At 55.8% G+C, this 25,050-nt stretch carries 23 protein-coding genes, 3 tRNA genes and 1 pseudogene; 10 read left to right on the top strand and 17 right to left on the bottom strand.

Going from position 1 to position 25,050, the window contains the following annotated elements; all coding sequences use genetic code 11:
- Nucleotides 1-260 precede the first annotated feature (260 nt).
- A pseudogene (locus K6R05_RS22170) lies at nt 261-416 on the top strand (serine hydrolase domain-containing protein); the annotation flags it as partial.
- A gap of 125 nt (nt 417-541) precedes the next feature.
- On the top strand, nt 542-1,057 hold the full coding sequence (locus tag K6R05_RS16145; RefSeq protein ID WP_161735949.1) for an RcnB family protein: 516 nt from the start codon (nt 542-544) through the stop codon (nt 1,055-1,057).
- Between the two features lie 46 nt (nt 1,058-1,103).
- Here K6R05_RS16145 and K6R05_RS16140 read toward each other — a convergent pair whose 3' ends face one another.
- The 4 genes from K6R05_RS16140 to K6R05_RS16125 all read right to left on the bottom strand — a co-directional run bounded on the left by K6R05_RS16140 (nt 1,104) and on the right by K6R05_RS16125 (nt 4,661).
- A complete protein-coding gene (locus K6R05_RS16140) occupies nt 1,104-2,216 on the bottom strand; it encodes an NAD(P)/FAD-dependent oxidoreductase (protein WP_222924619.1) in 1,113 nt (370 codons plus the stop codon).
- Nucleotides 2,217-2,235: 19 nt separating this feature from the next.
- Nucleotides 2,236-2,988 carry an amino acid ABC transporter ATP-binding protein gene (locus tag K6R05_RS16135; RefSeq protein ID WP_222924617.1) on the bottom strand — a complete coding sequence of 251 codons (753 nt, stop codon included), beginning with the start codon at nt 2,986-2,988 and terminating at the stop codon, nt 2,236-2,238.
- Nucleotides 2,981-3,787: an amino acid ABC transporter permease gene (locus tag K6R05_RS16130; RefSeq protein ID WP_161735951.1), complete on the bottom strand. Its 807-nt coding sequence runs from the start codon at nt 3,785-3,787 to the stop codon at nt 2,981-2,983. The genes K6R05_RS16135 and K6R05_RS16130 overlap by 8 nt, the downstream gene beginning before the upstream one ends.
- Before the next feature lie 61 nt (nt 3,788-3,848).
- Complete coding sequence (locus K6R05_RS16125) at nt 3,849-4,661, bottom strand: ABC transporter substrate-binding protein (RefSeq protein WP_222924616.1); 813 nt, start codon at nt 4,659-4,661, stop codon at nt 3,849-3,851.
- Nucleotides 4,662-4,854: 193 nt separating this feature from the next.
- On the opposite strand from K6R05_RS16125, the gene K6R05_RS16120 reads away from it, so the two are divergent.
- Nucleotides 4,855-5,940 (top strand): LacI family DNA-binding transcriptional regulator, encoded by a 1,086-nt coding sequence (locus tag K6R05_RS16120; RefSeq protein WP_222924615.1) that lies wholly within the window; start codon nt 4,855-4,857, stop codon nt 5,938-5,940.
- Between the two features lie 5 nt (nt 5,941-5,945).
- On the opposite strand, the gene pdxR is transcribed toward K6R05_RS16120, so the two are convergent.
- The gene (gene pdxR, locus K6R05_RS16115) at nt 5,946-7,394 is read right to left on the bottom strand and encodes a MocR-like pyridoxine biosynthesis transcription factor PdxR (RefSeq protein ID WP_222924613.1); all 1,449 of its coding nucleotides are present in this window, start codon (nt 7,392-7,394) and stop codon (nt 5,946-5,948) included.
- A gap of 99 nt (nt 7,395-7,493) precedes the next feature.
- Between pdxR and K6R05_RS16110 the strand changes: the two genes are divergently transcribed.
- Nucleotides 7,494-8,207, top strand: coding sequence for a GNAT family N-acetyltransferase (locus K6R05_RS16110; protein ID WP_161735955.1), 714 nt, complete (start codon nt 7,494-7,496; stop codon nt 8,205-8,207).
- A gap of 16 nt (nt 8,208-8,223) precedes the next feature.
- Here the strand turns inward: K6R05_RS16110 and K6R05_RS16105 are convergent, their stop codons facing one another.
- The 3 genes from K6R05_RS16105 to K6R05_RS16095 all read right to left on the bottom strand — a co-directional run bounded on the left by K6R05_RS16105 (nt 8,224) and on the right by K6R05_RS16095 (nt 11,921).
- Nucleotides 8,224-8,811, bottom strand: a complete 588-nt coding sequence (locus tag K6R05_RS16105; protein ID WP_161735956.1) for a coiled-coil domain-containing protein — start codon at nt 8,809-8,811, stop codon at nt 8,224-8,226.
- Nucleotides 8,812-9,029: 218 nt separating this feature from the next.
- A complete protein-coding gene (gene opgB, locus K6R05_RS16100) occupies nt 9,030-11,321 on the bottom strand; it encodes a phosphatidylglycerol--membrane-oligosaccharide glycerophosphotransferase (protein WP_222924612.1) in 2,292 nt (763 codons plus the stop codon).
- Nucleotides 11,322-11,531: 210 nt separating this feature from the next.
- Nucleotides 11,532-11,921: a tautomerase family protein gene (locus K6R05_RS16095; protein ID WP_098051578.1), complete on the bottom strand. Its 390-nt coding sequence runs from the start codon at nt 11,919-11,921 to the stop codon at nt 11,532-11,534.
- Between the two features lie 102 nt (nt 11,922-12,023).
- Between K6R05_RS16095 and K6R05_RS16090 the strand changes: the two genes are divergently transcribed.
- Nucleotides 12,024-12,941, top strand: a complete 918-nt coding sequence (locus K6R05_RS16090; RefSeq protein WP_222924610.1) for a LysR substrate-binding domain-containing protein — start codon at nt 12,024-12,026, stop codon at nt 12,939-12,941.
- Here the strand turns inward: K6R05_RS16090 and K6R05_RS16085 are convergent.
- Nucleotides 12,918-13,931, bottom strand: a complete 1,014-nt coding sequence (locus tag K6R05_RS16085; RefSeq protein WP_161735960.1) for a glycosyltransferase family 32 protein — start codon at nt 13,929-13,931, stop codon at nt 12,918-12,920. The genes K6R05_RS16090 and K6R05_RS16085 overlap by 24 nt on opposite strands.
- Before the next feature lie 502 nt (nt 13,932-14,433).
- Between K6R05_RS16085 and K6R05_RS16080 the strand changes: the two genes are divergently transcribed.
- Nucleotides 14,434-15,399, top strand: coding sequence for a beta-propeller fold lactonase family protein (locus K6R05_RS16080; RefSeq protein ID WP_161735961.1), 966 nt, complete (start codon nt 14,434-14,436; stop codon nt 15,397-15,399).
- Here K6R05_RS16080 and K6R05_RS16075 read toward each other — a convergent pair.
- Nucleotides 15,381-15,935: a histidine phosphatase family protein gene (locus tag K6R05_RS16075; RefSeq protein WP_161735962.1), complete on the bottom strand. Its 555-nt coding sequence runs from the start codon at nt 15,933-15,935 to the stop codon at nt 15,381-15,383. The genes K6R05_RS16080 and K6R05_RS16075 overlap by 19 nt on opposite strands.
- 580 nt (nt 15,936-16,515) lie before the next feature.
- Here K6R05_RS16075 and K6R05_RS16070 point away from each other — a divergent pair.
- The 3 genes from K6R05_RS16070 to K6R05_RS16060 all read left to right on the top strand — a co-directional run bounded on the left by K6R05_RS16070 (nt 16,516) and on the right by K6R05_RS16060 (nt 20,012).
- Nucleotides 16,516-17,904 carry an MFS transporter gene (locus K6R05_RS16070; RefSeq protein ID WP_222924608.1) on the top strand — a complete coding sequence of 463 codons (1,389 nt, stop codon included), beginning with the start codon at nt 16,516-16,518 and terminating at the stop codon, nt 17,902-17,904.
- 87 nt (nt 17,905-17,991) lie between these two features.
- The gene (locus K6R05_RS16065) at nt 17,992-19,014 is read left to right on the top strand and encodes a LacI family DNA-binding transcriptional regulator (RefSeq protein WP_222924606.1); all 1,023 of its coding nucleotides are present in this window, start codon (nt 17,992-17,994) and stop codon (nt 19,012-19,014) included.
- An 11-nt stretch (nt 19,015-19,025) separates the two neighbouring features.
- Nucleotides 19,026-20,012, top strand: coding sequence for a nucleoside hydrolase (locus K6R05_RS16060; RefSeq protein WP_161735965.1), 987 nt, complete (start codon nt 19,026-19,028; stop codon nt 20,010-20,012).
- Nucleotides 20,013-20,162: 150 nt separating this feature from the next.
- Here the strand turns inward: K6R05_RS16060 and K6R05_RS16055 are convergent, their stop codons facing one another.
- The 3 genes from K6R05_RS16055 to K6R05_RS16045 form a co-directional block, all read right to left on the bottom strand.
- A complete protein-coding gene (locus tag K6R05_RS16055) occupies nt 20,163-20,627 on the bottom strand; it encodes a YbaK/EbsC family protein (protein WP_098051571.1) in 465 nt (154 codons plus the stop codon).
- 94 nt (nt 20,628-20,721) lie between these two features.
- On the bottom strand, nt 20,722-21,516 hold the full coding sequence (fhuF, locus tag K6R05_RS16050) for a siderophore-iron reductase FhuF (protein ID WP_222924605.1): 795 nt from the start codon (nt 21,514-21,516) through the stop codon (nt 20,722-20,724).
- A 184-nt stretch (nt 21,517-21,700) separates the two neighbouring features.
- The gene (locus K6R05_RS16045) at nt 21,701-22,798 is read right to left on the bottom strand and encodes a diguanylate cyclase (protein ID WP_161735967.1); all 1,098 of its coding nucleotides are present in this window, start codon (nt 22,796-22,798) and stop codon (nt 21,701-21,703) included.
- Between the two features lie 232 nt (nt 22,799-23,030).
- On the opposite strand from K6R05_RS16045, the gene K6R05_RS16040 reads away from it, so the two are divergent.
- Entirely contained in the window at nt 23,031-23,315 is a 285-nt protein-coding gene (locus K6R05_RS16040; RefSeq protein ID WP_161735968.1) for a DUF1435 domain-containing protein, read from the top strand.
- A gap of 146 nt (nt 23,316-23,461) precedes the next feature.
- Here the strand turns inward: K6R05_RS16040 and K6R05_RS16035 are convergent.
- The 4 genes from K6R05_RS16035 to rsmC all read right to left on the bottom strand — a co-directional run bounded on the left by K6R05_RS16035 (nt 23,462) and on the right by rsmC (nt 24,963).
- A tRNA-Leu gene (locus K6R05_RS16035) sits at nt 23,462-23,548 on the bottom strand.
- A gap of 28 nt (nt 23,549-23,576) precedes the next feature.
- Nucleotides 23,577-23,663, bottom strand: a tRNA-Leu gene (locus K6R05_RS16030).
- Between the two features lie 30 nt (nt 23,664-23,693).
- Nucleotides 23,694-23,780: transfer RNA gene (locus K6R05_RS16025), tRNA-Leu, on the bottom strand.
- A gap of 151 nt (nt 23,781-23,931) precedes the next feature.
- The gene (rsmC, locus tag K6R05_RS16020; protein ID WP_222924600.1) at nt 23,932-24,963 is read right to left on the bottom strand and encodes a 16S rRNA (guanine(1207)-N(2))-methyltransferase RsmC; all 1,032 of its coding nucleotides are present in this window, start codon (nt 24,961-24,963) and stop codon (nt 23,932-23,934) included.
- Nucleotides 24,964-25,050: the final 87 nt, after the last annotated feature.

Here is a 25,050-nt window from a genome sequence, read left to right as displayed (position 1 = left end):
GTTCGGGCATTCCCTGGCAGTTAAACCGTGTTCAGCCTCTCTGTCACCTGTTATGCAACTACAGTCACGTACGTTCTGGCGCTGCCGCCGCTCAGCTACGCGTTAAATAAATGACTGACAGAAGGAAAACAGCGTTTCCTGCAGCATGGTTTTGGCTGGCTTTTTCACACGGATCGTCGCTATCGGCCAGTGGATGGACAGATTAACAATGCGACTTAATCTGCCTGCTGGCGGATGGTGTCACCTTCTCGCAGATCTCCGCGCTGTCGGGCTATATCGGCGCCTACGCCAGTTTTATCGGCTACGACAAACGTCACGGTAATGCGGTTGTGGTGCTGCAGAGCGGCTTTAACCGGAGCAACAATTCAGGCATTGCGTTGTTGGTCGATCTGGCAACTCAGGATAAAGTGGTCTGATCCGTTATCTGGCCTGTGTGCAGTAAGGCAAACAGCGCTGTTTTCCCTGCACATAGCATCAGCACAACGGAACGGAAGTGCGATAAACTTTAGCCTGACTGTCAAAATTCAACGTGGAAATCATTATGCGCAGGACTCAACGTGTACTTTTATCAATGGGATTACTGGTTGGCTCGCTGAGCCTGATCCCCGCTGTACAGGCTGCTGGCGAAGCAACGGATACCGTTCCGCCACCGCCGCAGATCCAGCCCGCTAATCCTGATGCTCAGACCGCGACGCCTGATACCGGCAGCGTTCAGCCAGATGCCGGTGCGGCGCAAAACCAGGCACCGACCAGCTCACAGTCTAATGATGGTATTACGCCCACCACGCCAAACACGCCGTCAACGGTGAATGGTGCGCGCCCTGATTATGAACTCAGCACCATCATCATCGACTACAAACAGTACAAAATCGGTGACATCGTGCCAGAGAAGTACACCGATAAAACTTTCACCATTACCGAGTGGCAAAAGCGTAATCTGCCTGCCCCGCAGGAAAATACTCACTGGGCGTATATCAACGCCAACTACATTCTGATTACCAATGACACTGGCAAAATCGTCATGGGTAAATCGGGTGATATCTTCTTCCGTGGCTAATTCCGTGGATAAATAAAATCAGCCGGTCGTGATGACCGGCTTTTTTTTAGCTGAAACGTTCTGCACTAAAGCTGGCCAGCATCGGATGCTTCTCACCGCTTACGATCTCCTCCGCCAGTAATTCCCCGACAATCAGCGCCAGCGTTGCGCCCGAATGCGTGAACGCCACATAACAGCCCGGCACCTTTTGCAGTTGTCCCAGCACCGGATCGCCATCGCCCGGAATCGGCTTCAGGCCAGTCTTCCAGCTCTGAACGCTGAGCGGCTCGTCACCCCGTAACAGCTTGCTCGCTTCGTCCGCCAGCTTTGCCACGACCTGCTCATCAATATAGTAATCACCTCCGGCCAGCGGCTGGATATCCTCTTCATACCAGTCATGATCCAGCGCGTAACGGTTGCCGGGATTAGGCCGGATGGCGGCGCGGGGCGTGTTCAGCACCGCTTTCAACTCATGGCTGCCTGGTTCCGTGATGACCAGCATGGAGACCGGCGATCCGTTGGGGATCGTCACGCCGAGAGGTGCTACCACATCCGGTGTCCAGGGGCCACAGGCGACCACCACCGCATCTGCCCGCAGCTCACCCTGTTCAGTGCGGATGCCACAGGCGCGGCCCTGATCGGTGAGCACGCTGGCTTTACCGGCATGTTCTATCACTTCACCCCCGCGCGCCCGAAACTGATTCACCAGATACTCTGTGAGGTGTGGCAGGCTGACCCAGCCTTCACCAGGATTAAATATTGCCTGCGACGGCAGCGCGGCGGGATTGATGGCCGCATCCGCCTGCGCCACGTTATCCGCAGTCATGAGTTGTGAGTCGTAGCCGTGGGTTTTCTCATAAGCATGCCGCGCCTGGGTTCCGGCTGCATCGTCTTTAAACCAGCAGAGCCCGCCATCGAAACGTAGCCAGTCAAGGTCAGGATGTTGAGCAAACAGGGTGCGATAGCGATCGATACCCGCCATGCGCAGCGCATGGTAGGGCAGGGAGCGCTCACCCGCTGAGTTGAGCCACGACAGTGAACGTCCCGATGCGCCGGAGCAGAGTGCAGCTTCGGTCACCAGCGTCACCGCCGCTCCGCGTTTTGTCAACTCCAGCGCCGTCGACACACCGATGACGCCACCGCCCAGTACCACCACTTTTATTTCATTTTTTAACGCCATTATCAGGTTCCTTGCTCAGTTACAGCACTTCAGAGAGAAAACGTTGCAGTCGCGGCGACTGCGGTGCATCAAAAATGGCACCCGGCGGTCCGGCTTCAACAATCTCGCCTTCGTCCATAAACACCACCTGATCTGCCACCTTGCGTGCAAAGCCCATTTCATGGGTCACTACAACCATTGTCATGCCGCGACGGCAGAGATCCGCCATCAGCGTCAGGACACCTTTCACCAGTTCGGGATCGAGCGCGGAGGTCGCCTCGTCAAACAGCATCACCTCGGGATCCATCGCCAGCGCACGGGCAATCGCGACGCGCTGCTGCTGACCGCCGGAGAGATCGCGTGGCCGGTGATCGGCGCGTTGCCCCAGGCCCACCTCTTCCAGTCGCTGACGCGCAATCGCCATCGCCTGCGCTTTAGGCAAGCCTTTAACCCGCCACGGGGCCAGCGCCACGTTCTCCAGCGCGCTGTGGTCGGGGAAGAGATTGAAATGCTGAAACACCATGCCAATCCGCAGCCGCAGCGCATCGGGTTTGTCGTGCAGCACCGATCGGTCAGCCAGCAGCACATCCCCGGACTGCGGTTCATGCAGCCGGTTGATGCCGCGCAGCAGCGTCGATTTACCCGAGCCGGATGGTCCGATAATGCAGGTAGTACTGCCAGGCGCGACCCGCAGCGAGACGTTACGCAGCATCTCAATCGGGCCATAGGCCAGCGTCAGATCGCGCAGCTCCAGGCTGGCGCCGTGCCAGCTCGCGCCGTTCAGGTTATTCATGGGGGCCTCCGATTCGGGGTTGCGTGACCAGTGAAACCCCGGGCGCTCTGACTTCATCCACTTCTTTTAAGCCGCTTTTCGGTGCCGTCAGGCGACGGCGGCCGGTGCGATAGCGCACATCGACATAGTTGACCATGTGTGTCAGCGGCACCGTGATGATCAGATAGAACAGCCCGGCCAGCATCAGGGGCGAGAGGTTGCCAGTGAGCACTGCCGCATCCTGACCCACGCGAAACAGCTCCCGCTGCTGGGTCATCAGGCCCAGCAGGTAGACCAGCGATGAATCTTTGATAATGGCGATGAACTGGTTAACGATGGCGGGCAGCACACGGCGGATCCCCTGCGGGATGACCACCAGCCGCATTGCCCGGCCATAACTCATCCCCAGCGCCCGGCAGGCCTCCATCTGGCCGCATTCCACGCTCTGAATACCGGCGCGGAAAATCTCGCCCATATAGGCGCTGGCGATCAGGCTGAGGGCGAAGATCCCCAGCGGATAGGGTGTAGGACCGAACAGCTGATAGCTGAATCGCGCCAGGCCCTGACCAATCAGCAGAATGGTCAGAATCGAAGGCAGACCGCGGAACAGATCGGTATAGAGCCGGGCAGGTAGTCGCAGCCAGCGTGAGGACGAGATGCCCATCAGCGCCAGCAGAAGACCAGATAGCGTGCCGAGCAGCGTAGCTGCCAGCGAGATAATCACCGTGTTGACCAGCCCGGTGGTCAGCATCTGCGGCAGTACTTCCATCATTGATGGAAAATCAAAGAAGGTGCGGGAAAGAATCGTGAGCAGGTCCATCGCCGTCTCCATGCAGGGTGGGGGATCCCCCGGTTAACTCAGGACGCGGACGTCCGCATCTTTACTGCCCGCCAGGCAGATACTGTTTTGGCATCGGCGATCCGGGGAACCACTTCTCGTAAAGTCGTTTCCAGGTGCCATCCTGCATGGCTGCTTTAATGGCGCTGTCCAGCGCGGTCTTGAAGGCGGGTTTGCCTTTGGCAATGGCAATGCCGGCCGGTGCATCAAACGAGGGGATGTCGGCGGCAGAGACCAGCTTAAAGCGGTCGGCGTAGCTTTTTGCTGCCTCGTAGTCGAGGAAGATCGCGTCGAGCGTACCGTTGTTGAGCGCGGAAACTGCGCTGTTGTTATCCGGGAAGCGCACGAGATCGGTCTGGGTGAAGTGTTCGACGGCATAGCTCTCCTGCAGCGTACCCTGGACCACCCCGAGCCGGCGTTTTGCCAGGGTGGCGACATTCTTGACGCCGCTGTCAGAGCGGGTCAGCACGGTGAGAAATCCCGCCAGATAACCCGTCGAAAAGTCGACCGTCTTTTCCCGCGCCGGAGTGATACCGATAGCCGCCACCGCCGCGTCATACTGACCGTTAGCCACGGCCGGCATAATCGCCGAGAAGTCCTGACCAATAAAATCGACCTTATCGATCCCGATTCGGTGGGCGACATTCCGGAAGAACTCGACGTCAAAGCCGGTAAACTCACCGCTGGCATCCGTGAAGGTGTAAGGTTTTGAGTCGCCGACGCTGGCGATGCGTAGCTGACCCGGTTCGATCAGCCCATAAGGATTGTTATCGCTGGCAGCCAGCGTACAGAACGAAAGTGAACAGAGTGCGAGCGTGGTGCCGAGCAGCTTGCCCAGGGTGGTTTGCGATTTCATAGCTCATCCGTTTTTGCAGGTTTAAACATCAGAGACAGTTGAGCCAGCAATTATAATTGAGACCGGTCTCAACGCAGGTGGCACCTCAAGACGTGGGCATTGTGAGACCGGTCTCAAGGGGTTATAATGAGTTTAAGCACAGCCTTTTTTCGGCGTCAATATTCCTGTCATCAACCTGTGATTCAAAATAATTATGACGAGTCAGAAACGACAATCGAAAGCGCCTACCGTGGCGGATGTGGCACGTGCAGCAAACGTCTCTAAAGCTCAGGCGGCCCGTGCGCTGGGCGGTTATGGGGCCGTCAGTGATGAGGTGCAGGAGCGGGTCAGCAGCGCGGCCTCAGCGCTGGGCTACCGTCCGAATGCTTTGGCCCGCAGCATGAATACCGGGCGTTCTCATACCATCGGTGTGATTGTCGGTGATATCGAAAACCCTCACTTTGGCCTTGCGCTGCGCGGCATGGCCGATGTAGCGCGCACGGCCGGTTACCATCTGCTGCTTAGCAACAGCGATGAGAAACTGCAGGCTGAGCAGGATGCAGTGCGGGTGATGCTGGAAAAACGGGTCGACGGCATTATCGTTGCGCCATGCTGTTCGGAGCACCAGCACAACAGCCATCTGACGCAGGTACTGGAAGAGGGCAGAGCGCTGAAATTATTTGATCGCGCAGTGACTGACCTTAATGTGGAAGCGATCTGCTGCGAATTTACGGATGTCGCCGCAGAAGCGACCGCCCGATTGCTGGAGGCAGGTCATCGTCATATCGCCTATGTTACCAGCATGGCGCTGGCAACCGATTACAGAGCACCAGAGGATTTTGGCCTGACGCCGGTTGCTCAGCGCGTTAGCGGCATGATGCAGGCCTTTGCTGCCGCGGGCGTGGAGTTTGATCCAACGCTGGTGAAAGTGAACGCGCTGGATGAAACGGAGATTGCCCGTATTGTGGCTGAGCTGTGGCAGCGTCCGCAGCCGCCCACGGCGCTGGTGGCCTCTGACAGCGTGGTCGCGATGTGGCTGCTGCGGGAAGTCACGCAGCGCGGACTGCGCATCCCTGCCGATCTCTCATTTGTGATGTATGACAATTTTCCGTGGAGTGAGATTGTCACGCCGCCGCTGACGGTGGTGGCGCAACCGGTCTATGAGATGGGCCGTGAGGCGGCACGACGCCTGATTGCGGAGATACGCGGCGAGGCAGCCGGGCCAATGCCGCGCTTTGACGCCCGCCTGATGATTCGCCAGTCGATTGCTGCGCCGGCCAGCCTGATCAGCGCGGAATGATCAGGTTATCCGGGCCAGCTGAGCAGGCGACTTAGCTGGCGCGTAGCTGCGGTAATTTGCGTGTCGCTGCAGTTGCCATAGCCAATAACCAGCCCCTGCTGCACCCGTTCCTGCAGATAGAAGGTCGAGAGAGCCGTGGGTGCGTATCCCGCCTGGAGCAGTTTGCGGGTGATAGCGACGTCATCCCGATGAGGATCGAGTGGCAGCACCAGATGCATACCGCTGTTACCGCCCAGCAGCGGAATCGACTGACCCGCAGCGCGCTGCAGTTCGGTTCGCAGCCATGCCTGTCGCTGACGATAGAGACGACGCATTTTACCGAGATGGCGGCGATAATCACCACTGAGAATAAAATGCGTCAGTGCCTGCTGCTCCAGACGGTTTCCGCCGCGCAGTAGCTGATGAAGCGCTGGTCGCAGTCGACTGACCAGCGGGGCGGGCAGTACCATAAAACCGATGCGCAGCGCAGGGAACAACGTCTTGCTGAAAGAACCAAGATAGATAACCGGGGCATGATCGGTCATGCCCTGCATCGCCATGACAGGCTCGCCGTGGTAATGGAAGTCGCCATCATAATCATCTTCAATAATCCAGGCCTGGTGCTGCTGCGCAGCAGCAATCAGCGCCAGACGCCGGGCCGCGCTCATTACCGCGCCGGTGGGATACTGATGGATAGGCGTTGTATAAATCAGACGGGGCGGAGTCCGTTCCCAGTGTATCGGCTCGGGGGCAAGACCCTGCTGATCGATGGGGATCGGGACAACGTTAAGCTCCCCGGCCTGCAGAGCGGCTTTGGCACCGCGATAGCCGGGCTCTTCAATCCAGCCATGGTCGCCAGGATTGCTTAACAGGGCGACGCACAACGTTAGCGCCTGCTGCACACCTTCGGTAATCACAATCTGTCCGGCATCACAACGTACACCACGCGTGAGACGCAACTGCTGCGCCAGTACATCACGCAGTTCGGGATCGCCAAACGGATCGCCATAGCCGAGTAGCTGCGGTGGCGTGTGACTCAATATCTGATTCAGCGTCCGGCGCCATGCAGCCAGCGGGAAATGGGTCAGAGCGGGGATACCGGGACGCAGGGGCAATGCGCCGCTGTCCATTTCCCTGCTGTGGTGAAAGAGATCAATTCGTTTTGCCAGCGGCCAGCTGGCTAACGTATCGTCATCCGTCTGTACGGCAGGTAAAGCCAGCGGGCTGATGCGGCTGCCTTGCCGATCGCTCATCAGATAGCCCTCTGCCTGTAGCTGTGTCCAGACGTTAAGCACCGTATTCCGTGAAACCTTTAGCTCAGGTGCCAGCTGACGCGTGGACGGTAACATCGTTCCGGCAGCAAGCTGACCCTGCAAAATGCCCTGTTTTATCCGCCGATAAAGTTGCTGCTGCAGTGTGGTCCCTGCTGCTGGTATCAATGGAGCCAGCAGCAAATCTGGGATCTCTGGCTTCATGACCTGCTCCGTGGATCCATCATTTTTCATGATTGTGGTACTTTTTAACCCACCATGATAGTGGCAATCTGCAGATATCATCTGTAGCCGGGAGGCGATATGTCACAACACCTGAATCAATTCGGTCAGCCGGTCGGTCAGCCTTTACCAGACTGGCAACCCCGTCCTTTGCCCCAGCATCAGGTTTTCACCGGCGAGTCGTGTCGGCTGGAGCCGTTCAGTGCAGCACGGCATGGTGATGCACTGTCTGAGGCCTGGGAGATGGCTGAGGATGGACGCGACTGGACTTACCTGCCAGCCGGTCCCTTTACCGAACGCCAGGCATGGCAGGCGTATGCCGCACAGCTTGAAGTGAGCCGCGATCCGCTGCATTTTGCTGTGATCGATCTCGCCACCGACCAGGCGGTGGGGAGCCTGTCGTTAATGCGCATCCAGCCTGAATATGGCGTGATGGAAGTCGGGCATGTCATGTTTTCGGCCCGGCTGAAGCAGACCCGCATGGCAACGGAGGCGCATTTCCTGCTAATGCGTTACGCATTTGAGACGCTGGGTTATCGTCGCTATGAATGGAAATGCGACAGCTGTAATGCCCCGTCGCGTAAGGCGGCGGCACGGCTGGGCTTCCGGTATGAAGGCGAGTTCCGTCAGGCAATCGTCTACAAAGGGCGTTCGCGTGACACCAGCTGGTTTTCGATTATCGACAGCGAATGGCCGCAGGTGAAAAAGGGCCTGAAGCGCTGGCTGGCGGAGGATAACTTTACCGCCGAGGGTCAGCAGCGCGAAAAGCTGGAGGCGCTTCGCGACAGACCCTGACCGGGCGATAACGGGATCACATTACACAATCTTTCAGGACCGCCGCCAGCAGGGTGGTGGTCATCAGGATAGACAACCGTTTGATCCAGCGCATATCGGTGGTCAGGGTCACAACGTCATTTCTCAGGCTGTCGACAGCCGAAGTTAATCGGAAATTCATTTCACTGAGAGCGACATCCAGCTTATCCACTTTGCCTTCTGACTGATTAAAACGGATGGCCAGTTTGTCTGTTTTTCTTTCAACATGGCCAAGCCGCTCATCTATCTGATGTACTTTTGTTGTGAGCTGACCAAGCCACTCATCTATCTGATCGACTTTGGCCGTAAGTTTGCCGAGTCGATCGTCCATCTGGTCGATTTTGGTCGTGAGGTTACCGATCCGATCGTCTGTCTGGTCGGCTTTTGTCTGAAGCTGGCCGATCCGGACGTCAATATGATTGGTTTTGGTCTGAATCTGACCGAGTTGCTTCCCGACCTGTGCGCCTGGCGGCCTCTGCTGCATATCGTTAAACACCTCCACCATCGCCTCCGCTTGCTGATCGTCGATCCCTGCCTGTTGCAGCGCTTTAAAGGCTTTATGGGTACTCATCATTGTGCTTGTCATCACGACACCTCCCTGTGTACTCCAGCGATAACCGCATCATGACAGGCACAAAGCGTATCCCCACTCAACCGGTTATATTTTGCGCGACATGCCGAAAAATATCAATTAGTTCAACAGGTAACGTGCAGCGAAGTACGGGCTGGTTCGCAACAGAGAGCCGATGACAGTATGAGGTGCCTCTGCGGATTACCGCAGAGGCGGAAGGGGAAAAAACGGCGTTATGGCTGTGGTACGATTTTAATTTCAACCATACCGATGCCCAGTTTGCGCGGATCCTGGCCGGTGATATTGCCGATGTTACTCAGCTGCGGTTCCGGTGGCGCAATCACCAGCTGATGGCTGGCGTTTGGGTTATCGAAATGCAGAGTATGCGTCGATACCTCTTCGCCCAGCGACAGCAGTTGCTGCTGATCGCCAACCCGAACCGGGATCGCGCGGTGTGCGTTGGGGCCATATGCGCGTGCGGTAATGACCAGATCAAACTTAGCCGGGAGCGCATCGACATAATCGATATGCACTTCTGGCGCGAGATTGGCGTTTGACCAGCGCCCCCAGCTCTCTGGCCGTGAGATGCCGCTGAAGCTTTTAACCGTTTCTGGCGCGCCAGGCACGTCGAGCCGGAAGCTGTCAGCGCTATAGCGAATGTTGTTATCTTCAATCCGGATCTGCGCCAGGTTCTGCTGGTAACGTGCCTCGCTGACAACGCCGTCCGGAAACTGCACTTTGCCTTTCCATTGCGGTTTGTCGACATGCGTCACGGTTGGCGTGCCGCCAAGCTGCCCCATCGCCACACAGAGATCGCCGGAGAGGGCCAGCGAAGGCTGCCAGAGTCGTGCCATTTTAAAACAGTGATCCACCCAGAGAAATTTATCGGCTGAGGCGAAATCGGCCAGCTGATAGCGCAGCGGGGCCGAATATTCCCCTTCCGGCATCGGCTCCACATGCTTATCGCTGATGCGGAACAGAATCGGCAGTTTAAAGGTGGTGCCTGAGAAGCTGAACGTATTCTTCGCCTGATCCACCGTGAAGTTGTCTATCTTCTTCGGGAAATTCCAGAGCTGAATAATGTCAGGTTTCCAGCTCGCCACCTTACTCTTCATATCGTCGAACTGGGTGGAAAGTGAAAGAGAAGAAAGGCTGCTGCGGCCCAGGCCAATCGCGTTATCGCCGCCGAGAATATCCAGCAGCGTTGCGCCATTATCCAGTGTGCTGCGCTTCGCTTCCATCAGTTCCGCCTGCGGTTTATCACCCCGGATCACCATGAATAGATTACGACGAGGTTGTTTGACCAGCCACGGATGCGCCGTATTATTCATGGCCAGATGATCGGAGCTCACCACAATCACGGTATTTTTAAACCACGGCGACGCTTTGATGCGCGCAATCAGTCGCGCCACATGTTCCTGCGAGCAGGCGACCGCACTGAAGGACTGATTCGGTTTGCCTGCAATGCTGTAGCTTCTGCGATCGCAACTGCGTGAGATAAACCCGTCCGGGTGATGCGTATCGACGGTCAGCGTAAACAGCGCAAAAGGTTTACCGGCCTGGGAGAGTTCCTGATATTTTTCAAAGACTTCGTCCAGCACCGTATCGTCGTAATAACCCCAGTTATTGCGGTAAGCAGGATCGGCAACGCGGCTTTTCAGCTCCTGCGAACCATAAAGATTTTCAGGGTCGAAACCGTGCGATTTCAGGAAGACATCTTTACCGGCAAAACGGAGATCGGCACCCTGAATAAACCAGTTCTGGTAGCCGGAGTTTTTCAGGATGTCGCCCAGACAGACGTTTTGCGGATAGAAGCTGGAGAGCGACGCCGACGCATTACCGTCAAACGGCGCAAACAGCGGAATGCCGCACTGTGAGGCGACCATACCTGCAATGGTGTAGTCGGTGCCGGGTAACTGTTCGGTTTCGCTGAAGTCGATACTCTGCTCTTTCTGCCGGCTCAGCTCAGGCGCCAGGCCGGGAAAGGCGATGGGGTCGAAATAGGTGCGCTCTAAGCTTTCACCATAGATGTAAACCACGTTGAGGCGCGGCTGTTCAATGCGATTACGCGGCACTTTATAAAAGTTGTCGAAGTCAGAATCGGCCATCTGGGTATGCGACACGATGAGCGTCGCAACCTGACGAAAGGCCGGGGTAGTCTGCACTGAGCCGAGTGCGCAGGCGGCCGCCAGCAGCGACCAGCCCATGTGATGCGGACGCTTACGCCGACGCAGAATCCACGACAGCAGGCAGAACAGCAGGAACAGCACAATAATCAGCCCAATCGCGGGCACCACATACTTACTGACACCCGCGCCGGTCAGGCTATTGGTCAGGGTATAGAGCACCGCATCGTTGATGCCGTCTCCGGTAAAATAGTTGCTGGCATACAGGGTGGCGTTCAGCACAACGAAAAGCACCAGCAGGATAAGAACAAGAATAAACCAGAATTTGTTACGCCCGGCTTTACAGGAATAGATTGCAATAGCGGCCAGAAACAGCACGACGGAGACCAATTCGGACAACGGTAAATCCTCTCTCTACAGGGTTGCACGAGGCTTCACGCAACCGGCCACCTTCGGGGGATGGTTTTTCGACAATCTATATTGGCTGTCATCCGGCTGCAACATATCCGGCCCGATTTGTGCGGTGTAGAGCAGATTGGTTAAGAAGAGAGGTTTTCAGGCGTGACGGTGGCTGGCGCACCGTCAGCAGAGCAGAAGTCAGGACGTTTTTCAGAGTTTGCCGGTGAGGTATTGAGCTTCGCCGTCGGCAAAACTCCAGTCACCTTTGTCGTTGGTGATAAAGCTGATCATTAAATCGTTGCCCTGCACGCCACAGTGCTCACGCAGCTCACGCGCCAGCTCCGCCATAAAATGCTGCTTCTGTTCACGGCTGCGTGGGCTGGTATAAACCCGCACCATCACCAGATTATCGCTGCGGCTGAATCCCAGGCCGGTATCCTGAAACACCATCTGATAGCGCTTGTTTTCCTGAACAATCTGATAACGATCGCGTTCAGGCACGTTAAAAGCTGTCAGCACGGCACGGTGCGCTGCATCCAGCAGTGTACGCAGCTCTGATTCTGAACGACCCTGAATAACATCGAATTGCAGTAGTGGCATAGTGAACTCCTCATCGTGATTAATGCGCCTATGGTGACTTCTTTATCCGGCGGGAAAAAGCGCGTAGCCTGAAATGATTATTCAATATAATGAACAATCGCAATGAAAGAGATGAAAACGGATACGCTATGGGATCATCTTCACTGGCTGACCGTACTGGCTGAGCAGGGCAGCTTTACCCGCGCGGCAGAGCGGCTGGACGTCAGCAAAGCGGCGATGAGTCAGAAAATCAAAGAGCTGGAGCAGATAGCCGGTGTACTGCTGGTACAGCGCACCACACGCAGCGTGCGGCTGACATCGGCGGGTGAGAAGCTGGTGGAGGAGTTGCGCGAGCCTTTTGCCCGCATCGAACAGAGTTTTTTCAGCGTGCGCGATACCGCCGGGCCAGTGCGTGGTCTGGTGCGTATTACCGCGCCGGTGGCGTTTGCCCGACAGCAACTGGTGCCGATTATTGGTGAGTTTCTGCGTGACTATCCGCAGGTGCGTCTGCAGCTGGATGTGACGGATCGCATTGTGTCGCTGAGCAGTGAGGGATTTGATCTGGCAATCCGGCACAGTGACACGCTGCCGGAAACCCATGTGGCGCTGCCGCTGTGTGATACGCAGACAGTACTGGTGGCCTCACCCGCCTATCTTAACGAACAGGGTATACCGAACACGCCGCAGGATCTGGTGCAGCATAACTGTCTTTACTATCCGCGTGGTGTTGAATCACCGCGCTGGCGGTTTGCTACCGCAGCGGATGGCGAAGAGGTGCAGGTCCGGATTCAGGGCAGTTTTGCCACCAACAACAGTGAGTCGATACGCGATGCCGCTCTACAGGGACTGGGAATCGCGATGCTGCCCGACTTCAGCGCCCGTGAAGCGCTGGCCGCGGGCTCATTGCAGCAGGTGTTATCTGAGTGGCAGCCGGTTGAAGCCTTTGCCGCCCGCCTGTGGATCGTCCGACCCTGGGCGGCGCAGGTGCCCCGCGCAGTCACCACCTTTACGCACTGGCTACGCGCGCGTTTTGACCGTTGATGGCAATGCCAGCGCAGGTGATGGGGTGTCCATCATCTCGCCAATCAGGCTGCTGCGGTTATACAAACCCAGCCGCAGATTGAAGTCGAGATGCAGTCGCTCGTTGCCGGTTAATTTGATAATCGGTGGTGGCGTCTCTGGCCGCTGCTGAAACATCACCGACTGCGCAAAGGCGGTGCTGCTGTCGGCATGCAGGCGCTGATAGTACCAGGCGCTGGCTTCCCCTTTACGCAGATAAAGATTGGCTCGCCGGTATTCGCGCATCGCGATCTGCTGCGCCAGTGACAGGAGCTGACGTGACGGATTATCTACATTTTGCACAATCAGCGGAAAATCATCCCGCTTTTTAAGCTCATGGAAATAGTTGCGGATACCGACGTTTTTAACCGGTGCCAGCTGTTTCAGCCATTCGCGAATGAAGGCATTTTGCGGCGGCGCGGCAATGAACCAGCTCTCGGTGACCGGCGCAAGCAGGTTCAGCGTTGATTGCTCGCGATAGTAGCCGATGAGATCCATTGGCCGCGTCTTGTGAACGCGGTGTACCCAGGCGAGATTCTCAAACAGCAGGGTGCTGCAGTCGATACCGATACCGCCATAGCGGTGAATCAGCTCAAGCCGGATGATTTCACTTTTATGTGCCAGCGTCAGATCGGAAGAGATAAAGCTGAGTTCGGGCAGCCACTGCGACAGGGTGCGCTGCGTAACCAGATAAACCTGGTGATCAGGATTGTCCCGCCGGATTTTACTGATATTCAGCGCCATTGACGTCGGCAGCTGATCGTTATGCCAGACCATCCAGACAATCTTTGGAATCTCAGGCAGATCTTTCTGCTGAGCGATCAATACGACATTATCTTCCTGTCCTGGATCATATTCCGGTGCCTGACAGAGGCTCTGTTGTTTCTTATTCCATAACATCTGGCTACTGAACGATATTCTTTTCCAGTTACGCCAGATTTTATGCGCTGAACGTTGGCGATGTGAAGTCATGGTACACCTGTTATTTTTATTTTCCCGCGATAGTTCAGGCTCTGGCCGTTACGCCTGAGGCGTGAACGGACGGCATTGAATAATGGCTCATCCCGATGAATGCGGGAATTAATGAATAGTTTTCCCTGGTGGCGACGCAGTGCGGGAGCGCGCGATAGTTTCCTCACGGCTTTTTAATTGCACTGCACCTTTTTAATAAAACATTATTTACACATTAGCTATGTCTTTTTTTGACTTTAGGATAATACGGAAATCATCCGGTCACCCTATTGGAATAATAATATCGGCATGGTTAATCAGTTATTTAAATGTGTCTGAACACATAACTAAAGAATATCTGAATATTATGCTGAGCCTTTGGGTTTTCTCAGGGCCCGGACATCAGGATCAGTGAATATTGCGCTTAACGTGTAGCGTAAGCCCGGCTCAACAATTCCCGGAATCGTACAGCCTGAAGAGGATTGTCTACGCTTAAGAAGAACTTACTGAGAAAGGAGCGCGCATGCAGAGTGAATCCTATGGTTTACTGGCGGTTGATAAGCAGGGTAATCGCGTCCTGTTTCTTAATCCGGAAACCTTCGCGGTCGAGCGCGAGCTGAACGCTTTTCCACCGCGGCCGCATGAACTCCTGATGCTGGCCCCCTGGGGCAAAGCGTATGTGCCCATCTATGGTGACGGCGTTCATGGCAATAACCCGCATCCGGGTCACAAAGTGGCGATCATTGATTTGCAGCGTCGCGAGATCAGCGGCTTTATCGATCTGTCGCCGTTGCGTGCCCCACACAGTGGGCAACTGGGCCGTGATGGCAAAGTCTATCTCTGCTGTGAGCAGAGCGCCGCTGTAGCCGTGATCGATCCGCAGACCGACAAAGTGGAAAAGGTCATCCCGATTCCTTCTCACAACGCGCATCGCCTGACGCTGTCACCCAGCGGCCGCAAACTGTTCACCGATAACGAAGAGGATGCGACCATCACCGTCGTGGATCTCTGTGAAGCAGAGGGACGGGTCATCGATACGATTCTGCTGCCGGGTCCGATTGCGGGCATCGCCGCCTCACCAAAACACCCTTATCTGGTCGCCAGCGCCGCGGATGCGCCGTTACTTTATGTGATCGACCGACAGAGCCACCGTATTCGCCAGCGCATTACGCTGCCAGGTCATCAGCAGCCCTGCCAGGTGGTTCGCTTCAGCGCCGATGGCGAACAGCTGGTGGCGATTGGCGATCAGGAACCACTGGTAACGCTGTTTGACGACCTGCTGAATCCGCTGGGCGATATCAGCGTGGGCAACATGCCGATGGATGGCTGCTTCACGCCAGACAGGCAACAGCTGCTGATTGCTAATCAGGATGATGGCACGCTGAGCGTGATCGATCTGGCGCAGGGTAAAGTGATTGCCACGCCGCGTGTCGGAACAGGCTGTGAGGTGCTGGGCTATTTTCCGATTGGTCAGATAAACGGACGGTGATAGATCGCGGAACTCCAGTGGCGGCTGCTGGCATGTTTTTCTGCCTGCCAGCCGCGTTTACGTAATTCGCGCGCAATCATCTTGTTCATGATGCCGTGGCCCAGCAGCAACACTGTGCCACGCTGTGAGTGTCCTATCAGCTTCTCTGCCGCCGCCGAGGCGCGGCTGCGCGCATGTTGCAGCGACTCCGCTTCACCCGCATAACCGCAGAACCACAACAGCCGCAGTAAGGCCAGCCAGCAGATCGTTGGCAGCTGAAAGGCCCCCGTCCGCAGCAGCGGTACGGCGACTTCGCTGTAGAGCGCATCAATCTCATGAGGCTGCAGGCCAAGCTGGCTCAGAGAGGATTGTGCGCGGGGCAGAGGACTGCAGACAATAATCGCGGCCTGACGGGCGATCTCAATACTGCGCGGTGGCGGCCCGTCACTGACTCCGGACTGATCGTAAGCTTCGCACCAGTCTGCAAGTGTCTGCACGCTCTGACGACCCGCGGCCTGGTGGTCAGGTTTACCGTGTCGCATCAGAATAATGGTCATAACACCTCTGTCAGGCTTTTTTTCAGGGTAACGCATTGTCTGCGCTTGCAGAGATTTTTCAGAATAAACACGAAGTGTCATCTGCAGGTAATCAGGGTGTGCGACAACAGAACCCGATGAAAGGATTTTAGCCTCGCTTATAACGCTCAATGATTAGAGAAAATGCTAACTTACCGTGCAGAGTGATTTTTTATTGTGCGATATGGTGGAGTTAACTGGCTGAATTTGCGCTGAAAATGTGCGATGACGCAATGTGATAGTGAAGTTTTACTAACAAATTTCGTCGGGATGCCTTGATTTATCTACGCGCGTAGATACACTAGGTCCCCAGTGATTGCTCACGGTGCGATGCATAGTAGGCTCCATTGATTGTTAAGTTACATTCGCTCAGTTTAAGCGACCGGTGAAAAATACATCGGCGAAACGGGGCGAAGAACAAGATTCCAACACCAGGGAATCCTTTAACCTTTCATCATGGTTAGTCAACTGAACGTCGCCACCGGGGGAATTCCGCTTTCATCAGGGAATCGACCCATGGACGGGCGTTTATCAATCTGCATACTCATTCAGGGATAGGGTTATGACGGCACACAATTCCGTTAAGCAGCAGGCATCACTGTCTTCCACCTCAGCCGCCGACGAGCGGTTTAACACTTCTTCAGGCCGAAAAGATTTCTGGCGCGCCACTTTCTCATGCTGGCTCGGAACGGCAATGGAGTACGCGGATTTCGCACTCTACGGCCTGGCTGCCGGTATCATCTTTGGCGACGTCTTCTTTCCGGAATCGACTCCCGCGATGGCACTGCTCTCCAGCTTTGCGACCTGGTCCGTCGGGTTTATTGCCCGGCCTATCGGCGCGCTTTTTTTCGGCTGGCTCGGCGACCGCAAAGGCCGTAAGGTGGTGATGATCTCCACCATCATTCTGATGGGCGCTTCCACCACCTTTATCGGCTTAATACCGAGCTATGCCGCGATTGGCGTCTGGGCTCCGGCCTGTCTGGTGCTGCTTCGCTTTACCCAGGGTTTCGGCGCGGGCGCAGAGTTATCGGGCGGCACGGTGATGTTGGGTGAGTATGCGCCGACAGAGCGTCGCGGACTGGTTTCTTCCGTGATCGCACTGGGATCCAACAGCGGCACGCTACTGGCCTCACTGGTCTGGCTGCTGGTGGTGCAGATGGATCAGCAGAGCCTGCTGGAGTGGGGCTGGCGTATTCCCTTTCTCAGCAGTGCCTTGATTGCCCTGGTTGCGCTGTGGATTCGACGTCATCTGCGTGAAACGCCGGTGTTTGAGCGCAGAAAAGCGGAGATCGAAGCGGAACGTGCAGGCGTACTGGCGGCGCCGGTAGTGGATCAGCGACCGTTCTTCCAGCGTACACGTGCCTTCTGGACCATGGTTGGCCTGCGTATCGGGGAAAATGGCCCGTCCTATCTGGCGCAGGGCTTTATCGTCGGTTACGTCGCGAAGGTACTGATGGTGGATAAGTCCGTGCCGACAACGGCCGTGTTCCTTGCCTCACTGCTGGGCTTCCTGATTATTCCTTTTGCAGGCTGGCTCTCCGACCGTTTTGGTCGCCGGGTGGTGTATCGCGTCTTCTGTCTGTTACTGATGATCTACGCCTGGCCTGCCTTTACGCTGCTGGACACGCGTGAACCGATGCTGGTTATCCCGGTTATCGTGGTCGGTATGGCACTGGCGTCACTGGGTATCTTTGGTGTGCAGGCTGCATGGGGCGTGGAAATGTTCGGTGTTCATCATCGCTACACTAAAATGGCGGTGGCCAAAGAGCTTGGCTCGATTTTATCCGGCGGCACGGCACCGCTTATTGCCGCTGCTATGCTCTCTTATACCGGTCACTGGTGGCCGATTGCGGTCTACTTCTCTGCAATGGCCGCCATTGGATTCTTTACCACCTTTGTCGCTCCTGAGACGCGAGGGCGGAATCTCAATCTGCCTGAAGATGCCATCTAGATTTGCCTGAGGGTGCCATCTGCCATGGGAGAGCGATAAACAGCAGGCCGTGTAAAGCGGCCTGTTTTTTTTATGGAGGAACGTGATGTGCCTAAGTCGTTAACGGGAAAAGTGACCCGCAGTGAAGTTGCGAAAGCGGCAGGCACCTCAGTGGCAGTCGTCAGTTATGTCATTAACAACGGGCCTCGTCCGGTCGCTGAGGCGACCCGCCAGCGGGTACTGGAGGCGATTAAAGCGACCGGTTACCGGCCAAATGCGGCAGCACGCGCCCTGGCATCCGGTAATACCAAAACGTTTGGACTGGTGGTGCCCAACATCGGCAATCCCTTCGTGGCGTCAATGGCGCACGTGTTGTTGCAGGAGTCGATGAACCACGGTCACGTCATGCTGCTGGGTGATGCAGGTGACGATCGCAAACGCGAACTGGAGTTGATTCAGGGGCTGCTCAACCGGCAGGTCGATGGACTGTTTTACAATAGCGTCGATCGCCATCCTTACATCGACCTGATTAAAGCAAGCGGAACGCCACTGGTGATGCTGGAGCGGGTTGAGCCTCAGCCGGGTGTGAACATGCTGCGGGTCAATGAACGTCAGGCCGCGTGGCAGGTGACGGCACATCTGTTGAGTCACGGTTATCAGCAGGTGGGGATCATCAGCGGCCCGGTCGATATGCTCAACGCGCAGGATCGTATTCAGGGCTGGCGCGATGCCATGCACGATCGTGGCCTGCCGGTTGATGAGTCGCTGATGTTTCCTGCCAGCTACACCCCACAGGGCGGTTACGAGGCGGCACAAACCATGATCGCCCGCGGCTGTGTGCCTCGTGCGTTGTTTACCAGTAATGAAGGTCAGGCGATTGGTGCGCTTCGCGCCTTTTCCGAACATCACATTCGCGTGCCGCAGGATGTGGCACTGGTCTGCTTTAACGGGACCAATCACTCGTCGTTTCATGTCCCGACATTAACCACCGTGCGTCAGCCACTGCGTGAGATGGCACGCTCTGCGATTCAGATGCTGAAAGAGGGTCAGAGCGAAGCGCAATTAAAGGAGTTTCCACACTATCTTGAAATCGGTGAATCCTGCGGCTGTCAGCCGCAAAGTCAGAGTTAATTTATAAAAATATGAAAAGAATCATTATTGATTGCGATCCCGGCAATGGTATCGCGGGTGCCAACACCGATGATGGGCTGGCAATTGCGCTGGCCTTAGCTTCACCAGCCCTGTCGCTGGAATTGATCACCACCGTAGCGGGTAACACGCCATCTGACGTGGGCGCTCGCGTTGCCAAAGATCTGATCGTCCGGCTGGGATTATCTATTCCGGTCGTACAGGGCGCGACGCAGGCGTTACAGGAAGATCCTGCGCCATGGCGCGAGATGCTGGATCATCGGGTCAATCAGCTTGCGCAGGGAAAACTCTGGCAGGATGTGCGTCAGCCAGCCGATGTTGCGGCGGATGCGCTTGATGCGGCTGACGCTATCGGCAAACTGATTTGCGACAATCCGGGCGAGATTACGCTGGTGGCAATTGGCCCGCTGACGAATGTGGCGCTGGCGATGCAGCGTTATCCCGCCATGGCAGAATCGGTGGCGGAAATTGTGATCATGGGCGGCGTCTTCTCGCTGGATGACTACATCAAAGACACCAATTTTGGTCTGGATCCCGAGGCGGCGCATCAGGTGTTGCACAGCGGTGCTACAGTGACACTGGTGCCGATGGATGTCACCACGCAGACGCTGCTGACCCAGCAGGATCTGACCCGCCTCACCGCCGTCGATCATCCGCTGACCGAATTTGTGCGCGACACGCTGCGACCGTGGATCGACTATTCAATGGAAACCCGTCAGCTGGCGGGATGCTGGATCCACGATGCGCTGGTGGTCGCCTGGTTGCTGAATCAGCGAGTCGCCTCAGGCATCGATTACCGGGTTGATATCGAACTGCGTCCCGGTGCGACGCGTGGCAAAAGCTGGCGTTATCGTCAGCCGCTTCGGCTCACTGTCGGTGTGCCTGATCACTGCGGCGCATCGGTGCATGTGCTGCATAGCGTCGATAACACGCTGCTGTTGTCGATCATTGAACAGGCATTTATGCGCCTGACATCCTGAAGTCATGGGCGATTAACTGCGCCCGCTTACTGCGCGTGATCGGCTGCCATGATAAGGCAGTGATTATCAGCGGCTGACAAAATTTGTCAGGTTGTCAGTAGCATTCGGGCGCAGGCAGAAGATGCAGGGTTTATCAACCAATACAAAGCGTTAGATCGCTTCACACACGTCGATCCAGCGGGCGTTAGTCAGTTCAGCCATCTGCTGTGGCGAGATACGGACGGCGCTGTGGATAGCGCCAGCGGCGGGCAGGACTTCATCAAAGCTGCGCAGTGAAACATCACAGTAGACGGTCAGCGGATTCTCCAGACCGAACGGACAAACGCCGCCCACTGGGTGGCCGGTCCAGTTAATCACCTCGTCGACGCTCAGCATCCGCGCTTTCGCGCCCAGCGCTGCTTTCAGCTTGCGATTATCCAGCCGGGCATCACCGCGTGTCACAATCAGCACCACGTCGTTTTTGACTTTCAGTGACAGGGTTTTGGCAATCTCTCCTGGTGTCACGCCATGGGCGCGTGCAGCCATCCCGACCGTTGCAGTGCTTTCTGCCAGTTCAATAATTTCAATTTCAGGGGCGTGTTCGGCAAAGAACTGGCGCACGGACTCCAGACTCATCTTTCTCTCCAGGCTTATCGAAGGCGTAAAAATTGCCACAAGCCTCAGTGCCTGTAAACGAGATAAACGGAGAATTCGCTGTAATTAAGTCTGTTTAGCTGCCGCTCAGTGTGCAGTTGCCGCATTGTTGGACATCAGGGATGCGATAACGCTGGCAACAGCTGCGACGGACCAGTTCGCCGTTACGCGGGATCATGGTGCGGTAAAGGGGGTTTGCGCTGCCATCCAGCAGCCGCTGGTTGAAGAACAGCGCCTGCTCCAGTTGCAGGATCAGCGCCTCATCGATCTGGCTTTTCAGCTCACCCAGGAACCACTGGAATGAGTAGCCCATGTTGTTCCAGATGAGTCGGGCGTTAATATCACCATGCTGCGTAATGCTATCGACCACCGGGATCAGATGCTGCTGAATCAGCCGATTAATGCGCTGCAGGGAATTAAGATAGCGCGCTTCTTCATCTTCCTGCACATCGATCCAGAACGTGGCCGGATGGCCATTCTCATGAAATCCGACGCGAATATGCTCAGGCGAGCAGTCCAGCGCACGTGACTCCTGCAACAACGCCATAATGAGCGGTGGCAGCAGCAGGCCAAAATACCACTGTGCCCAGAGTGACAGCACCGGTTTCGCTTCACGAACGGCATCAGGATGATCGCGATAGAGATAATCACTATAGCGCTGGATGAGCGGACCAAAGGCCTCTGATGCCGACCAGGCGGCAAGTGTCAGCGTATCGCGCGGAGCAGACTGGTTGAACTTCGTCGATTCAAGCAGATAGCTGCGCTGTTGCTGCAGCCGCTCATGCAGACTTTCCGCCAGCGGGCGGTCATTCTGCCGGAAGATCATCGACTGAGCGCTAAAACGCTGTTCCTGAGCTGAAGCAGTTGCCATGACGACTCGCAGAAAGTGTAGATAAGAAAGCAAATGATAATCGTTATTGATTAACTCTACAAGTCGCGTAAAAAAACGTCGCTGCTGGCGGGAAAAAGGCGGGGATTGAGAGCGGTCATCAGGCCGGACAGGGCAGCACTTCGCTCGCCACCGTTCCGTTCAGTAACGACCGCATTATGCTTACTCAGGCATGTTCGCTGGACGTCTGAGGCTGCTGTCGGGGCAAATCTTCCCAGGCCAGGATGGTATTGCGACCCTGATTTTTAGCCACATATAACGCGCTGTCCGCATTGGCGACCGCCAGATCGAACTCATTATCATAAATGGGCGCGATACCCGCACTGATAGTAACGTGGGTTGAAACGGTCTCATTGAAAAGGTGAGGGATTTCTAAATCCAGCACATACTGGCGGATTCGCTCTGCCAGCTTCATGGCGATGGAACTGTTCACATTGGTCATCAGCACCAGAAACTCTTCGCCGCCGTAGCGGGTGACGACATCACGCGAACGCACTGCATCACGAATCGCGACAGAGACCCGCGCCAGCGCCTGGTCGCCCATCGCATGTCCATAGTTATCGTTGTAGGCCTTGAAGTGATCGATATCCAGCAGCAGCACGTAGTGGCTGCCGGCGTGGTTTTCCAGAATATTATCGAGCCGGTTCTTCAGGCCCCGGCGGTTATAGAGTCCGGTCAGCGGATCAAGCATGCTGAGATCGCTGAATGTCTCTTTCTCTTCGTAGAGCTGATGCATGAGGCGCAGGGTAAAGCTGTCGGCACGGCGGCGCATCAGATGCTGCAGGGAGAAACCGATCAGGGGCAGGATGATGGTCAGCAGGATCAGCGGCAGATGCTGTCCATTGTCGAGCAATAGTACGGTGAATACCGGCGGCGCGACGTGCAGACAAAAAGCACCCAGATAATCGCTCAGGGCGATGGCACTGATAAATAACACACTGATCAAACTGATAATAAGAAAGCCACCATCAAAATAGAACACCTGATGAAAGCGATAATTAATGTGCAAAGCCCAGAGCATGCCGAGCAGGAGTGCTACAGGATTTAACAGGGGAAGTTTTAGTCTGGGCCATATTAAATAGGTAATTAACATGATCCCGCTAAACGCAGCGACACAAATTACCGGCAGGGTCGCGTCATTTGTCTCATTGCTCATTACGGGCAGCAGATAAAATAGCGAAACGGCGATATTTAAAAAGAGAAAAAGCATCACTGAAAGCCGGTATTTACTCTGTTTCAGTTCTTCATATGATTGTAATTTCATTATAAATACTCGTGACGGCCCTGAAATACCAAAGCGCAAGCCGGCAAAAAAAAGATTCTGCCAGAGAGTGAGCAAATTATTGCTGTTGCTGTTATTAAAAGTGTTATCGGCCGCAATCTAGCATTTTCCAACTGGTCTGTCATCTTCGTTGCCGGACGTGACAAAAACAGGCTGCAAGGCCGTTAAAACTGTCATATGATAATGGGAATGCTTATCATTTGAGGTTTGCGTCATGGGGATAGCGATTATTGCGGCCTGCGGCCTGTGGGGAGTCAGCTGGGCATTGGGTAAAAAGCTGGATAGCGCGTGGGGCGTATTGCTGCCCTGCATCGCACTGCCGCTGTTCGCCTTGTGGGAACCGAGCTTCAGTCAGTGGCGGATGGTGATGACGGTTGCACTGCTACTGACGGTCGTAATGCTGTTTAGCCCGCGTCTGCGTCACTATCTGCTGCTGCCCTCCTGTCTGGCGTTAGCAGGCGGACTGGCGGCTATCTCTGTGAATTTTCATCTGATTTAATCGGGGCGGAGCGGCTGAAAATTGTCGTACAGCGTGAAGCGACCGGATGAGCGAAACCAGGCTGAAAAAATGAGGTGAGCAGGGGATAAAACGATACTGCAAGGAAAACTGAAGGGCATTGCGGGAAAAACTGAGGAGGACAACGTTGGTGCGAAGAGAGGGACTTGAACCCTCACGTCCGTTAAGACACTAACACCTGAAGCTAGCGCGTCTACCAATTCCGCCACCTTCGCATCGAGTTGTCTGTTCATATCACCGCAATGGTGCGAAGAGAGGGACTTGAACCCTCACGTCCGTTAAGACACTAACACCTGAAGCTAGCGCGTCTACCAATTCCGCCACCTTCGCGCAGTGCTCGCGATATGAAACATGTGATTTTGGTGCGAAGAGAGGGACTTGAACCCTCACGTCCGTTAGGACACTAACACCTGAAGCTAGCGCGTCTACCAATTCCGCCACCTTCGCATACCCGTAACATCCTGAGAATGTTACAACCACGGAGGCGCATTCTAGAGATTTTACTCTTTGCGTCAACAACTATTTCGTCGGGCTGAAACGATCGCTGTAAAAAGCAACGTTTTCAGCCCGGCAACGCAGTTAACGCCGGGAAAAGCGCTTAGCGCGTTTTGGCTCCGCGACCGTAAACAGCACGATAAACTTTAAAACGACCGGTCTGCGCGATAACTTCGTGACTGCCGAAGGCTTCATCCAGCGCCTGCGGGTAGGGCAGGAAGGTGTTTGCGACGATACGCAGTTCACCGCCGGTGTTCAGGTGTTTCACTGCGCCACGGATCAGCGCCTGGGCGGCGTCGAGGCTGGTCTGGGTACCTTCATGGAACGGCGGGTTCGAGATAATCATGTCGAAACGCCCCGTGACGTCAGAGAAGACGTTGCTGGCGAAGACTTCGCCCTCAATGCCATTGGCGGCCAGCGTCAATTTACTCGCTTCAATGGCAGCCGCGTGCACGTCGCACAGCCACAAACGTACTTTAGGCGAACGGGCCGGCAGAGAGGCGGCAATCACGCCTGCGCCACAGCCCATATCCAGCACTTTACCTTTGGTATGTGGAGTAAAGGTCGAGAGCAGCAGGGCACTGCCGCTGTCCAGGCCGTCACGGCTGAAGACGCCAGGCAGGGTATGAATCGTCAGACCATCCAGCTGATACTGATGACCAAAGCTGCTGGCATCAAACTCAGGCTGTTTGTCCAGACGAGCATGGTAGAGACCACAGCGACGCGCGCTGTCGATTTTCTCCAGTTTCACCCACGACTCCACCATACCTTCAGCACTGCGCACGCCGCTGCGGTTTTCACCGACCACGAACACGTCACAGCCGACCGGCAGCAGAGAGAGCAGGTTCTGCAGCTGGAACTGCACTTCCGGCTTATTCTTGGTCCAGAAGTAGACCAGCGTATCGCAGCCCTGCACATCTTCTGCCTGCGCAACCATGCCGTAACGCGCCTGCTCGCCCATACGACGGCTGAGGTTTTGCCAGTGATGATATTGCTGGGTGTGAACGCGCGACGAGGCGGTTTCCAGCTGAGCGGGCAGGTCATCCTGCAGATCGCCAGCAAATAAAACATGGCGGGCGGTAAATTCATCACTGTGGCGCAGAATGACTTCGCTGGCCGGGGTTAAAGCAGACATGTAGGGCTCCTGTAAGATCTGAGCGGGGATTATAGTGGTTTGTTGGCGCATGTTCGATGGGTTTGCTAGCATAGCGACGCATTCAGG

It is taken from the genome of Pantoea alfalfae (assembly GCF_019880205.1).
In the GTDB taxonomy this organism is placed as follows: Bacteria; Pseudomonadota; Gammaproteobacteria; order Enterobacterales; family Enterobacteriaceae; genus Pantoea; species Pantoea alfalfae.
Note: the sequence above shows the minus strand (reverse complement) of the source record. Positions and strands in the feature narration are given on the sequence as shown.

What these genes read in the sequence shown, in the direction of transcription:
- K6R05_RS16145 (WP_161735949.1), top strand. Translation starts at nt 542, where the DNA reads ATGCGCAGGACTCAACGTGTACTTTTATCAATGGGATTACTGGTTGGC.
- K6R05_RS16140 (WP_222924619.1), bottom strand. Translation starts at nt 2,216, where the DNA reads ATGGCGTTAAAAAATGAAATAAAAGTGGTGGTACTGGGCGGTGGCGTC.
- K6R05_RS16135 (WP_222924617.1), bottom strand. Translation starts at nt 2,988, where the DNA reads ATGAATAACCTGAACGGCGCGAGCTGGCACGGCGCCAGCCTGGAGCTG.
- K6R05_RS16130 (WP_161735951.1), bottom strand. Translation starts at nt 3,787, where the DNA reads ATGGACCTGCTCACGATTCTTTCCCGCACCTTCTTTGATTTTCCATCA.
- K6R05_RS16125 (WP_222924616.1), bottom strand. Translation starts at nt 4,661, where the DNA reads ATGAAATCGCAAACCACCCTGGGCAAGCTGCTCGGCACCACGCTCGCA.
- K6R05_RS16120 (WP_222924615.1), top strand. Translation starts at nt 4,855, where the DNA reads ATGACGAGTCAGAAACGACAATCGAAAGCGCCTACCGTGGCGGATGTG.
- pdxR (WP_222924613.1), bottom strand. Translation starts at nt 7,394, where the DNA reads ATGAAGCCAGAGATCCCAGATTTGCTGCTGGCTCCATTGATACCAGCA.
- K6R05_RS16110 (WP_161735955.1), top strand. Translation starts at nt 7,494, where the DNA reads ATGTCACAACACCTGAATCAATTCGGTCAGCCGGTCGGTCAGCCTTTA.
- K6R05_RS16105 (WP_161735956.1), bottom strand. Translation starts at nt 8,811, where the DNA reads ATGACAAGCACAATGATGAGTACCCATAAAGCCTTTAAAGCGCTGCAA.
- K6R05_RS16095 (WP_098051578.1), bottom strand. Translation starts at nt 11,921, where the DNA reads ATGCCACTACTGCAATTCGATGTTATTCAGGGTCGTTCAGAATCAGAG.
- K6R05_RS16090 (WP_222924610.1), top strand. Translation starts at nt 12,024, where the DNA reads ATGAAAGAGATGAAAACGGATACGCTATGGGATCATCTTCACTGGCTG.
- K6R05_RS16085 (WP_161735960.1), bottom strand. Translation starts at nt 13,931, where the DNA reads ATGACTTCACATCGCCAACGTTCAGCGCATAAAATCTGGCGTAACTGG.
- K6R05_RS16080 (WP_161735961.1), top strand. Translation starts at nt 14,434, where the DNA reads ATGCAGAGTGAATCCTATGGTTTACTGGCGGTTGATAAGCAGGGTAAT.
- K6R05_RS16075 (WP_161735962.1), bottom strand. Translation starts at nt 15,935, where the DNA reads ATGACCATTATTCTGATGCGACACGGTAAACCTGACCACCAGGCCGCG.
- K6R05_RS16070 (WP_222924608.1), top strand. Translation starts at nt 16,516, where the DNA reads ATGACGGCACACAATTCCGTTAAGCAGCAGGCATCACTGTCTTCCACC.
- K6R05_RS16060 (WP_161735965.1), top strand. Translation starts at nt 19,026, where the DNA reads ATGAAAAGAATCATTATTGATTGCGATCCCGGCAATGGTATCGCGGGT.
- K6R05_RS16055 (WP_098051571.1), bottom strand. Translation starts at nt 20,627, where the DNA reads ATGAGTCTGGAGTCCGTGCGCCAGTTCTTTGCCGAACACGCCCCTGAA.
- fhuF (WP_222924605.1), bottom strand. Translation starts at nt 21,516, where the DNA reads ATGGCAACTGCTTCAGCTCAGGAACAGCGTTTTAGCGCTCAGTCGATG.
- K6R05_RS16045 (WP_161735967.1), bottom strand. Translation starts at nt 22,798, where the DNA reads ATGAAATTACAATCATATGAAGAACTGAAACAGAGTAAATACCGGCTT.
- K6R05_RS16040 (WP_161735968.1), top strand. Translation starts at nt 23,031, where the DNA reads ATGGGGATAGCGATTATTGCGGCCTGCGGCCTGTGGGGAGTCAGCTGG.
- rsmC (WP_222924600.1), bottom strand. Translation starts at nt 24,963, where the DNA reads ATGTCTGCTTTAACCCCGGCCAGCGAAGTCATTCTGCGCCACAGTGAT.